Below are 13,934 nucleotides of genomic sequence, written 5' to 3'. Positions count from 1 at the left end.
CCGCGGTGCGCACACTCTCCGCCGCGTCGCCGGGACCGCGGCATCCGGAAACGACGAGACCCCCGCACCGTGGACGGGGCGGGGGTCTCGGGACGCGAAGAGTTACTTCGCGGCGACGGGCTCGGGCTTCTTCTCGTCCGCGGGAGCCTCGGCGGCGGGGGCCGCGGGGCGCGGGCGGGCCGCGAACTCCTCGAAGGTGGCGCGCGGGTTCTGCACGGCCTCGAGGTTCACGGTCTCGCGACCGTGCAGGAAGTTCTGGACCCAGTCGCCGACCACGCGGAACTTGCGCTCCCACGTGGGCATCGCCAGGCCGTGGTAACCGCGGTGCGCGAGCCACGCGATGAAGCCGGTCAGCGCGATCTTGCCGGACTGGAAGGCGCCGTTGTACAGGCCCAGACCGGCGACGGCACCGAGGTTCTTGTGGAAGTACTGCTTGGGCTGCTCGCCCCGCAGGACCGCCACGATGTTCTTCGCCATGAGCTTGCCCTGGCGGACGGCGTGCTGCGCGTTGGGGACGCAGAACCCGCCGACGCCGCCGCCCGAGAGGTCGGGGACGGCCGAGACGTCGCCGGCAGCCCACGCGCCCTCGACGACCTCTTCGTCGGTGCCGACGCGGAGGTCGGGGCGGGTGCGGATGCGACCGCGCTCCTCGACGGGCAGGTCGCTGCCACGGACGACCGTGGGGTTCGCCATGACACCGGCGGTCCAGATGATGAGGTCGCTGGGCAGCTGCTCGCCGGTGGAGAGCTCGATGACACCGTCGACTGCGCCCTTGACCTGCGTGTCCAGGTGCACGAACGCGCCCTTCTTCGCGAGGTCCTTCAGCACCCACTCGCTGGTCTTCTGCGACACCTCGGGCATGATGCGGCCCATCGCCTCGATGAGGTGGAAGTGCGTGTCATCGAACGACAGCTGGGGGTAGGACTTCAGCAGCGACGACGCATAGGCGCGCAGCTCGGCGAAGACCTCGATGCCGGCGAAGCCACCGCCGACGACGACGACGGTCAGCAGACGGTCGCGCTCGGGGCCGGCCGGGAGGACCGACGCCTTGTCGAAGTTCGAGGTCAGGCGGTCGCGGATCGCGACGGCCTCTTCGATGGTCTTGAGGCCGATCGCGTTCTCGGCGATACCCGGGATCGGGAACGTGCGCGAGACGGCACCGGCGGTCACGACGATCTGGTCGTACTCGTGCTGCCAGGTCTCGTCGCCCACGATCGGGGTGATCGTCGCGGTCTTGGTCGCGTGATTGATCCCCGTGATCTTGCCCGCGATCACCGTGGTGCGCTTGAGGTGACGACGGAGGCCGACGACGACGTGGCGCGGCTCGATCTCACCGGCCGCGACCTCGGGGAGGAAGGGCTGGTAGGTCATGTACGGCAGCGGGTCGACGATGGTGACCTCGGCCTCCCCGCGGCCGAGCAGCTTCTCGAGCTTCCACGCGGTGTAGAACCCCGCGTAGCCTCCGCCGACAATGAGGATCCTGGGCACGGTGCTGGTCACGATGGGAGAGACTCCTGGTTTGTGGTGCGGCTCGGCTCGCGAGAACCGCGCGCCTTTCGAATTCGCCGGGCAGCAGCACTGACGCCGAGCGCAATCATTATAGCCGCGAGCGTGGCACCCGCGAGCGGCAGTGACCCGTACAGCACGGTATCGCGCGACGGCAGCAGAGGCGAACTCGCGGAGGGCGGCCCCTCGACCGGGGGCAACGGCGGGATCTCCACCGGCGCCGAGCTCGGCGTCGGGCTGGGCTCGCTGTCGGCCCGCCGATACACCCGGATCCAGTCCTCGAGGCTGCCGAGCGGGTTCTCCGACACCGAGGGGACGTCCGCCGAGACAGCCCGGGACGCGTCGACGAGACCGTACCCGTACAGGAGGTCGAGACCGGGCGCCGTGCCCGGGGCGGGCTTCGCGGTGGAGATGAGACGGTTCAGGACGTTGTCGGCATCCATTCCCGGATGCGCTGCGCGGACGAGAGCCGCGATTCCGGCCACGATGGGGGCCGCGCCGCTCGTGCCGTTCCATTGCGCGAGCGTGCCGTCGGCCGAGATGCCGAGAAGCCGCTCGCTCGGGGCCGAGATGCCGATCGTGATGCCCTGGGTCGACGCGTCGCTGCTCGCGCGTCCGGACGGATCCACGCCGCCCACGGCGAGCACGCCCGGGATGGTCGCGGGGGCACCCACGCGGTCGGTGCCGCTCCCCCTGTTACCCGCGGCGACCACGACGACGACGTCATGATCGAACGCGTACATGAACGCGTCGTCCCAGCTGGGGTCCCAGTCCAGGGTGTTCGTCGTCAGCGACAGGTTGATGACGGTGGCTCCGTGGTCGACCGCCCAGCGCATCGCATTCGCGATCTGCTCGGTGAACGGGACAGAGGCCGACGCCCCGAAGCCGATCGAGATCGACAGGAGCTCGGCCTCCGGAGCCACGCCGATCATGCCCCGGCCGTTCCCGGTACCGCGCGAGGCCGCGAGAGAGGCGACCCAGCTGCCGTGGTTGGAGTCCACCGCGCCCACGGGGGTGCGACCATCGGACGAGCCCGCGCCCGACACATCGGTTCCGCCCACGACCGCGCCGTTGAACTCGACGGGTCCGCGAGCAATGCCCGTGTCGATGATCGCGATCTTCTGCCCGGCGCCACGCGTCGTGTTCCATGCCTCGCGGATGCCGTACTGATCCAGCCAGTACTCCCCCGCGCGGACGCTGTCGGTGGGGTCTTCGGGCACGGGGGCTGTCGTCGCCCCGCTGAGCATCACCGCAAGAACGAGGGATGCCGCCGCGGCGACGACGCGTCTCATCCGCCGGCTCCGGGGGTCTCGCAGACGCACCGCTCCGGCGACCAGGTCCCGCGGGCGAGGGCGCGGTCGCCGATCGGGTTGACACCCGGGCCCGCGGCGAGGGAGTGGCCGGCGAGGGCGTGGAGGCACTTCACGCGGGTCGGCATCCCGCCCGCGGAGATCCCGGCGATCTCTTCGGGCTCGCCGTAGGCCGCGCGGTCGCGGAGATAGGCCTCGTGCGCGGCAAGGTAGGCGGCGCGCAGATCGTCGTCCTCGGCGAGCTCGTCCTGGAACTCCTTCATCACGTGCCCCGCCTCGAGCACCGACATCGCGGCCGTCGCCGCGGGGTGCGTGAGGTAGTAGAACGTGGGGAACGGGCTGCCGTCGTCGAGACGCGGAGAGGTCGCCACCACGGTGGGGTTGCCGCAAACGCAGCGCGCCGCGATACCCACCACGCCGCGCGGCACGCGGCCGAGCTGCGTCTGAAGAACGGCGAGGTCGGCGTCGGAGGCGGGGGGAAGCTGCGTGGAAGTCATCGCTCTCAGGGTACCCGGCGGTGTTGCCCGTCCGCCGAGCACGGTCGGCGGCTCGGATCAGGGAGCGGGAGGCGCGTCGGGCGTCGGCGTCGGGTCGGGGACCCCGACCGTCGGGACCGCCACCTGCGCGGATCCCGCCGAGGTCAGCGAGCGCATGAACTGCGACATCCAGTCGGTGCGGGTCTGGCTCACGTCTCCGCTCACGTCGGCCTGATCCTGGAGGGCGGCCGAGGCGGGAAGATCGTCGTCGATGAGGTACACGACCTCCCCGGGCATCGTGTAGTACAGCCGCTCGCGGGCCTGCGTCGTGATGTACGCCGGGTCGGACCACCGCTCGCGCTGCGACTGCAGGTCGGCGACCTCGGACTGGCTCAGCGCCACGGCGCTCTTCAGCGCCTGGATCTGCTGACGCTGATCCATGTAGGTGCCGACGGTGGGAACGAGGACGAACGTGCCGAGGACGACGAGACCGAGCATGATGACGACGAAGCCGGACACCCGGATGCCACCGAGCCACCCCCGCACGTCGACCCGGCGCTGAGCGGCGGCGGGGCGAGCGGCGGCGCGGGCGGCGGTGCGGGCGGGGCGTTTCGGCTCCGCGCCCTGCGTGCGGGGCTTACCCGGAGGCCGCGCGGACGGCGTCTTCGCGGTGGACGCGGTGGGGGCTTTGGCCTTCTCGCCCCTGCCGTTGGTGATCTTGCCGTTGGTGCTCTTACCCTTGGCACCCTTGCCCTTGGCGCCCGAGGATCCCCCGGATGCCGGGCCACGGGGAGGCAGTGTCGGTCGGTCCACGGCATCCCTCTCGTTCCTACCCGCGTCGTTCCCCACCGAGCGTTCGGGCGACGGGCGGAGCCGAGTCTACGTCGCCGATCCGAGCGGACCCGGGGACGCGCCGACGACCGGGGAGGGTCTCGGCGAACACCCCGCAAAGCCGCCCGGGAACGCGAAAGGAGGGGAAGCCGCTCGGCTCCCCCTCCTCACGACGTCAGACGCTCAGCCCTTGAAGCGGGGGAACGCCGAGCGGCCCGCGAAGACCGCGGCGTCGCCGAGGTCTTCCTCGATGCGGAGCAGCTGGTTGTACTTCGCGACGCGCTCGCTGCGCGCGGGGGCACCGGTCTTGATCTGGCCGGCGTTGACCGCGACGGCGAGGTCGGCGATCGTGGTGTCCTCGGTCTCACCCGAGCGGTGCGACAGCATCGAGGTGTAGCCCGAGCGGGTGGCCAGCGAGATCGCGTCGAGCGTCTCGGACAGCGTGCCGATCTGGTTGACCTTGACCAGCAGCGAGTTGGCGACGCCGAGGTCGATGCCCTGCTGCAGGCGCTTCGGGTTGGTGACGAACAGGTCGTCGCCGACGAGCTGGACCTTGGAGCCGATGGCATCCGTCAGCTTCTTCCAGCCGTCCCAGTCGTCTTCGGCGAGGGCGTCCTCGATCGTGACGATCGGGAAGTTGGCGACGAGGTCGGCGAAGTAGTCGACGAGGGTGTCGACGCTCCACTCCTTGCCCTCGACCGTGTAGACACCGTCCTTGTAGAACTCGGTGGCAGCGACGTCGAGGCCGACGGCGATCTCCTTGCCGGGGGTGAAGCCGGCCTTCTCGATCGCGCGGATCAGGAAGTCGAGGCCCTCGCGGTTGCTGGGCAGGTCGGGAGCGAAGCCGCCCTCGTCGCCGAGACCGGTGTTGTAGCCGGCGGACTTCAGCTCGCCCTTGAGGACGTGGTAGACCTCGGTGCCCCAGCGGAGGGACTCGCCGTAGGTCTCGGCGCCGATGGGCGCGAGGAAGAACTCCTGGAAGTCGATGCCGTTGTCGGCGTGCTCGCCGCCGTTGATGACGTTGAAGAGCGGCACGGGCAGCAGGTGCGCGTTGGGGCCGCCGAGGTAGCGGAACAGGGGCAGGTCGGCGCTGTCGGCGGCGGCCTTGGCGACGGCGAGCGAGACGCCGAGGATGGCGTTGGCGCCGGTGCGCGACTTGTTCTCGGTGCCGTCGGTCTCGATGAGGATCTCGTCGATGATGCGCTGCTCGCTGGCCTCGACGCCCTCGATCGCGGGGCCGAGCTCGTCGACGACCGCCGCGACGGCCTTCAGCACGCCCTTGCCGCTGTAACGGCTCTTGTCGCCGTCGCGCAGCTCGTAGGCCTCGAACGCGCCGGTGGACGCGCCGGAGGGGACGGCGGCCCGCTGGACGATTCCGTCGTCGAGGAGCACCTCCACCTCGACGGTCGGGTTACCGCGCGAATCCAGGATCTCGCGCGCGTTGACAGCCTCGATAAGTGCCACGAAGGACTCCTCGTTGGTTCTTGGGTGGAAGAGGGCGGAGCGTCGTCGGTCCGTGGTCGAGTCTAGTGACCGCGCTCGATGGGCGTGGGGTCGAGCTCGGATTCCGCCCCGCGCACGGTGGCTGAGGCCGTCGAAGCCACCGGACCGCGCACCGAGGTCCGGTCCCTTCGACAAGCTCAGGGACCTGCGACACGCTCAGGGACCTGCGACACGCTCAGGGACCTGCGACACGCTCAGGCACCTGCGACAAGCTCAGGGACCTGCGACACGCTCAGGCACCTGCGACACGAGGTGGCTGAGCCCGTCGAAGCCACCGGACCGCGCGCCGAGGTCCGGTCCCTTCGACACGCTCAGGGACCTGGGGATGGGTCCACCACGATCGCCACCGCCACCCCGTCCCAGCCCTTGCGGTCGAGGGTCTGCAGCGCGGTGGCGTCGAAGCGGGGGTCGCTGCCGAGCATGACCAAACCCGCGCGGGCGCCCTGCACCTTGCTGTCGGGGGTCGCGGCATCCGCCACCTCTCCCCCGCGAACGACGTTGTCGAGCACGACGACGGTGCCCGGGCGGCCGAGACGCGCGGCCCAGTCGAGGTAGATCGTGTTCGATTCCTTGTCGGCGTCGATGAAGACGAGGTCGAAGGGCTCGCTTCCCTCCAGCGTCGGGAGCACATCGGCACCGCGCCCTTCTCGCACCTCGACGCGGGCGGCGACACCCGCACGCTCGAGGTTCGCGCGGGCGATCTCGGCGTTCGCGGGCTCGGCCTCGATCGTGACGACACGTCCGTCCTCACCGACGGCGCGCGCGAACCAGATGCTCGAGTACCCGCCGAGCGTGCCGATTTCAAGCACACGCCGCGCGCCGGCGATGCGGGTGAGAAGGTGCAGGAACTTCGCGTTGACGGGGGCGACCTCGATCGACGGGAGACCGGCGTCGTGCTGCGTCTGCAGCACGGCATCCAGAACCGGGTCGTCACCGACGAGGGTGTCGGTCAGGAACGTGTCGACGTCGTCGTGGGTGGGCACCCTTCCACCCTGTCGGGGTGTCGGGCGCGGGTCAACGCTCGCCGCGCAGGTGCGCGCGGGTCATCTCGTCGTACTCCTCGTCGGAGAGGTCGTCGAAGCCCTTCGCCTCGACGCGGTCGCTGCGCATCCACCGGATCATGAGGATGACGAGGATCGGCAGGTCGGCGAACTCCGCGATGAACCAGATCATGTCGCCGGCCAGGTGCTGGTCGTGCAGCATCGAGGGCCACCACGAGACCGCCTGCGTGGCATCCGGAATGAGGTCCACGACATTGTCGTTCAAGCGCATGAGCAGACCCGGGACCGAGTCGATCAGCAGCTCGACGAACGCGAGCAGGAACTCGATCGCGATGAAGGTGCCGGTGTGAACGGCGCCGAGAGCCATCATCGGCAGCACCATCGCGAGTCCGACGAGGGGGACGACAATCCCGAGCGAGGCCTCGACCACGGGATTCACGCGCAGGATGCCGGCCAGGGGCGTGAGGAACAGGCAGAACACCGCGGCGATGACGACGGTGGCGACCATCGCGTTGCCGAAGATGCGGGTGATGCGGGAGGCGAGGATCCGCTCGCGCACCCCGGTGGGGACCAGATCGAGCGGACGACCGGCGGCGATCCCGGCGGGGATGGCGAAGATCAGCAGCGCGATGCGGGTCGAGAACGCCCAGCGCAACTCGGACGAGTACACGCCGAGGAAGCCGAGCTCGATGACCGCGTAGGGCAGCAGACCGAGCGCGAAGAAGCCGATCGTGCGTCGAACGGGCCAGTTCTCGCCGCGACGTCGCGCCGCGCGCACGCCGAGGAAGTAGGTGACGGATGCCACGAAGAGCACGCCGAGGGTGATCGGATCGGCGCGCCAGGTGCTGAGGAAGACATCGATGGGAGGCGTGCCGGAAGAGTACGGCGGCGGGCTATGGGTTGGCCGAGGAAGGAGCGGTCGGCAGCGTGGCGAGCACCGCCGGCAGCAGCGCGTCGGCGGTGCGGCGGTAGCCGAGGGCGCTGGGGTGGAACCGATCGATGCTGAACATCTCATCGGGGCGTTCGGCGAACACCGGCCCCACCGCCCGCGCGAGCCCGACCACGCGCGCCCCCGCCCGGTGGGCGGCACGCGCCTGGGCCGCGGCCAGCTGTCGCGACGAGCGCGACGCCAGGGTGCGCAGCGGCTGCGGCACGGCCCGCAGGGTGCCGAGATCGGGGCACGTGCCGACGACCACCGGCATCCCCCGCTCTCTCAGGATGCCGATGGCCTCCTCGAGCTGCGCGGCGGCGCGGTTCGCGGGCACCCTGTGGGTGACGTCGTTCCCGCCCACGACGATGACGGCGACGTCGGCGCGGTAGTCGGGAGGGAGCTCGGCGAGTTGGAGGGCGAGCGCCGAGGTCTCGGACCCCACGACCGCGGCGGTGCGGAGGCGCACGGGACGAACCGCCTCGCGCGCGATGCCCTTGGCGAGCCGGGCACCCAGCGTGTCCCGGCGGTGCCCTGCACCGAGCCCCGCGGCGATCGAGTCGCCGAGGAGCAGCAATTCGACCGGTTCTCCCGGATGCTTCTTGCGCCGCCAGACCCGGTCGGCGTCGAGAGCCTGCTCCCCCAGCGGCTTGCCGATGCGGCGGCGTGCGATCGCGGCCTGCCGGGAGATGAGCGTCCGCATCGCCACGGCGGTCGCGCCGAGCACGGCCACCGAGGAGGCGGCGGTCAGGGTCACCGGACGACGCACGCGCATCCTCCGATGACACCCGCCCGCGGTGAACGCCCGGTGGACGCCCCGTGACGGTGGGGCGACGCCGGGGCCGCGGCATCCGGTGTCTTTCCCGTCGGCGCGTCCCCGCCCGCACGACCCCGCCGGCACGTCCGCGTCGGCGCGTCCCCGCCCGCGCGTCAGCGGGAGGGGCGGCGCGCGCGGGAGCGGAGGGCGACGGCGACGATCAGCACCGCCACGGCGAGCGCGATGTCGAGGGCGAGCCCGGCGAGGAGCTCGTCGCGGCCGGCCGCGCCGGTGAGGCTCACGAGTCCCCCGATCACGATCACCCCGAACGACAGTGCGAGCTGCTGGGCGGTGCTGAACATCCCGCCCGACAGACCCGCCGCCTCGACCGGCACCTCGCGCACGACGAGCTGGGTCAGCGGGGAGAAGATGAGCGCCTGACCCGCGCCGAGGATCACGAGCGCGGGCTGCAGCCACAGACCGATGTCGCTCCCCCACGCCACCGCGAGGGTGCCGCCCATCGCGAGGAGCGCCACGATCTGCAGGGAGACGCCGAGGATGAGCGTCGCGTCACCCAGACGGCTCTGGATGCGAGCGACGGCCAGGGACATCCCGGCGAACACGACCGCGAACGGCAGCAGCGCCATGCCGGCCTGGAGCGAGGTCAGGCCTCCGGCCTCGACCGCGCGCGGGAAGACGTACAGCAGGGCGGAATACCCGGCGAAGAACAGCCCCGCCGCGATCAGGCCGAGTTGCAGGGGGCGCAGGCGCAAGACGCTCGGAGGCAGCAGCGGGACGCGGCCGGAGCACTCGATGGCATCCTGGTGCCTCCACATGCCCCACAGCGCCAGGGCGGCGACCAGGAGGGCGACGGCGACCGGCCACGACCAGTTCCACGCCGGGCCGAACGTCAGCGCGACGGAGGCGGCCAGGATGCCGAGGGCCAGCGCCGCGGTTCCGACGAGGTCGATAGCGACCACCTCGTGCGCCCGAGACCTCGGCGCCAGCGGAGCGAGGACGATCGCGGCCACCGCGATGAGCGCGACCACGACGAACACCGCGCGCCACCCCTCGACGGGGCCGAACGACACCGCCGCGAGAGCCCCGCCGGCGACCTGCCCGACCGCGGCCCCGATCCCGCCGCTCGCGCCGAACGCGGCGATCGCCCGGGTGCGAGCCGCCCCTCGCGAGGTCGCCTGGATGGTCCCGAGCACCTGCGGGGTGCACAACGCCGCACCGACGCCCTGCACCACGCGGGCGGCGATCAACGTCTCGATCGAGGGGGCGAGGGCGCACGCGATCGCGGAGACGAGGAAGAGCCCCATGCCGATCGCGTAGAGACGGTGGCGCCCGAAGCGGTCGCCGAGGCGCCCGCCCAGGATCAGCAGGACGGCGAACGGGATGCCGTACCCCGCGATGACGAGTTCGAGAGCCACGTCGCCCGCACCGAAGCGTTCGCGCAGCGTCGGCAGGATCACCGTGACCGCGTTGAAGGCGAACGTCCCCACGCCGGGGCCGAGGAGGAAGCCGAGATAGCGCCATGTCGGCACGCCCTCGGCCGTGCCGGGATCGGGCAGGCCCGGGCGGATCGGCACGGGAGCGCTGCCGGTGGCGGGATGTGCGGAGGTGGTCATGGTGACAGCATGGAGACCTTGGCATCCTGGTACCAGGAGTGCCTTCATCCTGGTACTGAGAGCACTCCCCACCGCGCGAGGACGTGTCGGAGGGCGGTCCTAGGATCACCGGAGAGGGAGGGATGCCATGAGTCGGTCCGACGACGCCCGCGCCGAGTTCGCGGGGTTCCTGCGCAGCCGCCGCGCGCGCCTGCGTCCCGCCGACGTCGGCCTTCCCGACGGGGCGCGCCGTCGCGTCGCGGGCCTGCGGCGCGAGGAGGTCGCGCAGCTCGCCGGTGTCGGACTCACCTGGTACACCTGGCTCGAGCAGGGGCGCCCGATCGCCGCGTCCGCGCAGGTGGTGGCCGCGATCGCCCGAGCGCTGCTGCTGAGCGACGACGAACGCGACCACCTGTTCGCCCTCGCCGACCTCCCCCTGCCCGATCGCGAGGCGCGGCAGTGCGTCGGGCAGACGCACCTCGACCTCCTCGAGAAGCTGTTGCCCTACCCGGCGGCGGTGCAGACCTCGCGTTTCGACATCCGCGCGTACAACCGCTCGTACCGCTACCTCTTCGACGACCTCGACGAGCTGCCCGTCGAACGCCGCAACTGCGCCGTGCTGCTGTTCACCGACACCGCGTGGCAGCGCGCCCACGTCGACCTGGATCACGCGCAGCGACGGATCGCCGCGCGCCTGCGCGCCGCCTACGGTCGGCACCACGAAGAACCGGCCTGGCAGCGTTTCGTCGCCGAGCTCGAAGCCACCTCGCCGCGCTTCGCGGAGCTGTGGCGACTGGGCGACGTCGGCGGGGAGCGCAACGCTCCCAAGAACCTCGTGCACCCCCGCGTCGGCGAGCTGCACCTCGAGATGTCGAGCCTGTGGATCGACGAGGGACTGGGCTCGCGCGTCGTCTGGTTCGCGCCGCGCGACGACGCGACCGCGGCCCGCCTGGAGCGGCTCGCGGCGGAGAGTCCGGACGAGGCGCTGATCAGCGCGGTCGCCTAGGGCGTGTCTTGTAAATGGCGTAGCCAGGCGATGACGGCGTTGAGGACGACCGCGGCGCGGTAGACGATTGCCAGCTTGTCGTAGCGGGTAGCGAGGCCTCGCCATTGTTTGACTCGGCAGAAGCCGCGTTCGATGACGTTGCGGTTGCGGTAGTCGACCGGGTTGTAGGAGACGGGGCGTCCGCCTCGGGATCCGCGCCGTTTCCGGTGGCCTTGCTGGTCGCGGGGCTCCGGGATCACTGCTTCGATGCCACGGCTGCGAAGGTGGGCGCGGATCGCTCGGGATGAGTACGCCTTGTCGCCGCGCACTCGATCGGGTCGGGTGCGCGGGCGTCCGACCGGCCGGGTGACGCGGAGTTCGGCCAGCAGGGGCAGCAGCATCGGCGAGTCGCCCGCTTGTCCGGGGGTGACCAATGTCACCAAGGGCAGTCCATGACCGTCGACGAGCTGGTGAATCTTCGTGGACAGGCCTCCGCGGGAGCGACCGAAGCCGTGGTCAGGCGGCTCGAGTCGCGGATTCGTGTAATTCGACGAAGCCCCCCGTAACCCGGGAGATGTTCGTCGCGTGCTGGTGGGCGCGCGCAATCGTGGAGTCCACTGACACCGACCAGTCCACCGCGCCAGCGGTGTCCGCAGCGCTGACCAGTCGGTCGAGCACGACGTCCCAGGTGCCATCGGCCGCGAGACGGCGATGCCAAGCCCACACCGTCTGCCACGGCCCGAACGTCCGCGGCAGATCCCGCCAGGCTATCCCGGTCCGGTACCGGTAAACGATGCCCTCGACCATCGTCCGCGCGTCCGCGAACGGACGCCCCTTCCTACCCGTAGGCCCAGGGAGAAGATCAGCGATCAACACGAACTGATCATCCGAGAGCAACACGAAACGCGACACCCTGCCAGCATCTCAGCCAACACACCGACCAATTACAAGACACGCCCTAGCCGTGAACGAGGGAACCGAACTCGGCGAGGGCGGTGGTCATCACCATCGACCACCGCCCTGTCCCAGATACGGCCGACCGGGACTAGTGCTGTGATCGACGTCGATGCAAAGGTCCGACGAACGCTTCGAGCATGAGAGTCGCAATCACCGCGAGACCCCCGATTCCGCTCAGCGCGCCCCCTGCGGGCACGAGGCTCACGGTCTGAGCTTGGTACACGTTGGGATTTCCGGCGTTCGGTATCCATTCCACCGTCTGCCCGACAGCTAGCAGGATCATCCCGGTCGCCAAGATCGCGAGGATCGATGCCCAGAGCACCCAGTAGGCGATGCGTGGCCACAACGCCGCGAAGGCCTCCATGTTCATCGCGTGCAGGCCACGCTGAGCGAAACGCATATCCAGGCGCGCAGACGTTCTTGGCGGACGAAATGAATGTCGAACATGGTTCCCCTGAGTTCGGTGACAGACGCAGACCACGTGGTCCCCGTTCCGCAGACACGGTAGAACCGGCGTTCTCCGCCTCGAGGCCGTCCGGGGCTCGAGCTGCGGTGTCGGTGGGCACGACGGCCCGCTCGCTCATCGCAGATTGGTACGCGTGATCGTCTGCCCGCGGTCAGCTGCTCACCCTGCCGACATGCACGTCGCCACAACCCCTCACACGGCCGATCCCTTCGACAGAATCAGGAACCTCACGATCGGCCGCCGCGAGCCGCGCCTCGAGCCGTTCACGCGCGCAGCTGTCTCAGCTCAGCGGCCGCAGCTCCAGGGACTCGACCGTCGTGTCGACCCCGACGGGGGCGAACGAGGAGTATCCGTCGGCCGCGGAGCGCTCGAGCAGCGCTTTCATGTTCTTCGGCCGCTGCTCGACGCGCACGCGCGCCCCACCGGCGACGAGGTGCGTCTTGAGCGCAAGGAGCTGGGCGAGCGGCACGTCGCGATCGTGCACGAGCACGACGGAGCGGTCTCCGGCGGCATCGGTGTCGGGAAGCAGGTCGACGATCCGCTCGAACCCGATCGAGAAGCCCACGGCCGGCACCTGCTGCCCGAGGAAGCGACCGATCATCCCGTCGTACCGGCCCCCGCCGCCGAGCGAGTAGTCGACGCTCGGGTGGGCGAGCTCGAAGATCGTGCCGGTGTAGTACCCCATGCCACGCACGAGGAACGGGTCGAAGACGAGCGGCGCGTCCGCCCCGCGGGCGGCGGCGACCGTCTCGCCGAGCGTCACGAGGTGGGTGATGACCTCGTCCGGGATGCCGGCGGGCAAGGCCGCACGGATCCCGGCGTCGTCGAAGGACGGGGGTGCCGCGGGCCGGTCGAGGTAGGCCGCGAGAGCATCGACGGCCTCGGCGGCGGCGCCGCGGTCCCGGAGTTCGGCGACGACACCCGAGGAGCCGACCTTGTCGAGCTTGTCGATCGTGATGAGCACGCCGGGCCGATCGTCGGGGACGAAGCCGAAGACGTCGAGCATCGCGTCGAGCACGCGGCGGTCGTTGACGCGGATCGATCCGCCCTCGAGCCCGAGCTCGTCGAGCACGTCGAGGCTCGCGATCATCAGCTCCGCCTCGGCGCGCGCCGAGGCGTCGCCGATGATGTCGATGTCGCACTGGAGGAACTGGCGGTAGCGCCCCTTCTGCGGGCGCTCGGCCCGCCAGACCGGTGCCATCTGGATCGAGCGGAACACCGCCGGGAGCTGCGCGCGGTTCGTCGCGTAGAAGCGAGCCAGCGGGACGGTGAGGTCGTAACGGAGGCCCAGGTCGGCCAGTGCGGCGGGATCGTCGGCCGCGGCGCGGATGGCCTCGGCATCCATCCCCCGCTTGAGGATGCTGAAGGAGAGCTTCTCGTTGTCGCCGCCGATGCCCGCGTGCAGGCGGTCGTAGTCCTCCATGACGGGGGTCTCGATCTCGTCGAAGCCGTGCGCGCGGTAGCGCTCGCGGATGACGGCGAGCACGCGCTCACGACGGGCCTTGTCAGCGGGGAGGAAGTCGCGCATTCCGCGCGGCGGGTTCACGGATGCCACGGTTCCATTGTTCCAGGCTCCCGCGGCTCCCCGCGTCGGGAAACCG

At 70.7% G+C, this 13,934-nt stretch carries 13 protein-coding genes; 1 reads left to right on the top strand and 12 read right to left on the bottom strand.

Annotated elements, in window-relative coordinates; genetic code table 11:
• Nucleotides 1-102 precede the first annotated feature (102 nt).
• The 9 genes from MTES_RS14805 to MTES_RS14765 all read right to left on the bottom strand — a co-directional run bounded on the left by MTES_RS14805 (nt 103) and on the right by MTES_RS14765 (nt 9,946).
• The gene (locus MTES_RS14805) at nt 103-1,500 is read right to left on the bottom strand and encodes an NAD(P)/FAD-dependent oxidoreductase (RefSeq protein ID WP_013586087.1); all 1,398 of its coding nucleotides are present in this window, start codon (nt 1,498-1,500) and stop codon (nt 103-105) included.
• Nucleotides 1,497-2,798: a S8 family serine peptidase gene (locus tag MTES_RS14800; protein ID WP_013586086.1), complete on the bottom strand. Its 1,302-nt coding sequence runs from the start codon at nt 2,796-2,798 to the stop codon at nt 1,497-1,499. The genes MTES_RS14805 and MTES_RS14800 overlap by 4 nt, the downstream gene beginning before the upstream one ends.
• Nucleotides 2,795-3,313 (bottom strand): DUF501 domain-containing protein, encoded by a 519-nt coding sequence (locus tag MTES_RS14795; protein WP_013586085.1) that lies wholly within the window; start codon nt 3,311-3,313, stop codon nt 2,795-2,797. Before MTES_RS14795 ends, MTES_RS14800 begins: the two co-directional genes overlap by 4 nt.
• Before the next feature lie 57 nt (nt 3,314-3,370).
• On the bottom strand, nt 3,371-4,105 hold the full coding sequence (locus tag MTES_RS19925) for an FtsB family cell division protein (protein WP_013586084.1): 735 nt from the start codon (nt 4,103-4,105) through the stop codon (nt 3,371-3,373).
• Between the two features lie 201 nt (nt 4,106-4,306).
• The gene (gene eno, locus MTES_RS14785) at nt 4,307-5,587 is read right to left on the bottom strand and encodes a phosphopyruvate hydratase (RefSeq protein WP_013586083.1); all 1,281 of its coding nucleotides are present in this window, start codon (nt 5,585-5,587) and stop codon (nt 4,307-4,309) included.
• Nucleotides 5,588-5,937: 350 nt separating this feature from the next.
• Nucleotides 5,938-6,609, bottom strand: a complete 672-nt coding sequence (locus MTES_RS14780) for an O-methyltransferase (protein ID WP_013586082.1) — start codon at nt 6,607-6,609, stop codon at nt 5,938-5,940.
• A gap of 31 nt (nt 6,610-6,640) precedes the next feature.
• Nucleotides 6,641-7,432: a cytochrome c oxidase assembly protein gene (locus MTES_RS14775; protein WP_167539369.1), complete on the bottom strand. Its 792-nt coding sequence runs from the start codon at nt 7,430-7,432 to the stop codon at nt 6,641-6,643.
• An 88-nt stretch (nt 7,433-7,520) separates the two neighbouring features.
• The gene (locus tag MTES_RS14770) at nt 7,521-8,330 is read right to left on the bottom strand and encodes an SGNH/GDSL hydrolase family protein (protein ID WP_043361505.1); all 810 of its coding nucleotides are present in this window, start codon (nt 8,328-8,330) and stop codon (nt 7,521-7,523) included.
• A 155-nt stretch (nt 8,331-8,485) separates the two neighbouring features.
• The gene (locus MTES_RS14765) at nt 8,486-9,946 is read right to left on the bottom strand and encodes an MFS transporter (protein WP_013586079.1); all 1,461 of its coding nucleotides are present in this window, start codon (nt 9,944-9,946) and stop codon (nt 8,486-8,488) included.
• 127 nt (nt 9,947-10,073) lie between these two features.
• Between MTES_RS14765 and MTES_RS14760 the strand changes: the two genes are divergently transcribed.
• Nucleotides 10,074-10,931, top strand: coding sequence for a helix-turn-helix transcriptional regulator (locus MTES_RS14760; RefSeq protein WP_013586078.1), 858 nt, complete (start codon nt 10,074-10,076; stop codon nt 10,929-10,931).
• Here the strand turns inward: MTES_RS14760 and MTES_RS18960 are convergent.
• From MTES_RS18960 to hisS, 3 genes are all read right to left on the bottom strand, one after another.
• A protein-coding gene (locus MTES_RS18960) for an IS5 family transposase (protein WP_099046917.1) occupies nt 10,928-11,822 on the bottom strand; the annotation gives its coding sequence in 2 pieces (ribosomal slippage) (nt 10,928-11,470 and nt 11,472-11,822; 894 coding nt in all). The genes MTES_RS14760 and MTES_RS18960 overlap by 4 nt on opposite strands.
• Before the next feature lie 133 nt (nt 11,823-11,955).
• On the bottom strand, nt 11,956-12,237 hold the full coding sequence (locus MTES_RS14745) for a hypothetical protein (protein ID WP_043361501.1): 282 nt from the start codon (nt 12,235-12,237) through the stop codon (nt 11,956-11,958).
• Between the two features lie 376 nt (nt 12,238-12,613).
• A complete protein-coding gene (gene hisS, locus MTES_RS14740; protein WP_043361498.1) occupies nt 12,614-13,861 on the bottom strand; it encodes a histidine--tRNA ligase in 1,248 nt (415 codons plus the stop codon).
• Nucleotides 13,862-13,934: the final 73 nt, after the last annotated feature.

The organism is Microbacterium testaceum StLB037 (assembly GCF_000202635.1).
GTDB classification, from domain to species: domain Bacteria; phylum Actinomycetota; class Actinomycetes; order Actinomycetales; family Microbacteriaceae; genus Microbacterium; species Microbacterium testaceum_F.
Note: the sequence above shows the minus strand (reverse complement) of the source record. Positions and strands in the feature narration are given on the sequence as shown.

What these genes read in the sequence shown, in the direction of transcription:
- MTES_RS14770 (WP_043361505.1), bottom strand. Translation starts at nt 8,330, where the DNA reads ATGCGCGTGCGTCGTCCGGTGACCCTGACCGCCGCCTCCTCGGTGGCC.
- MTES_RS14765 (WP_013586079.1), bottom strand. Translation starts at nt 9,946, where the DNA reads ATGACCACCTCCGCACATCCCGCCACCGGCAGCGCTCCCGTGCCGATC.
- MTES_RS14800 (WP_013586086.1), bottom strand. Translation starts at nt 2,798, where the DNA reads ATGAGACGCGTCGTCGCCGCGGCGGCATCCCTCGTTCTTGCGGTGATG.
- MTES_RS14760 (WP_013586078.1), top strand. Translation starts at nt 10,074, where the DNA reads ATGAGTCGGTCCGACGACGCCCGCGCCGAGTTCGCGGGGTTCCTGCGC.
- MTES_RS14745 (WP_043361501.1), bottom strand. Translation starts at nt 12,237, where the DNA reads ATGAACATGGAGGCCTTCGCGGCGTTGTGGCCACGCATCGCCTACTGG.
- MTES_RS14795 (WP_013586085.1), bottom strand. Translation starts at nt 3,313, where the DNA reads ATGACTTCCACGCAGCTTCCCCCCGCCTCCGACGCCGACCTCGCCGTT.
- hisS (WP_043361498.1), bottom strand. Translation starts at nt 13,861, where the DNA reads ATGCGCGACTTCCTCCCCGCTGACAAGGCCCGTCGTGAGCGCGTGCTC.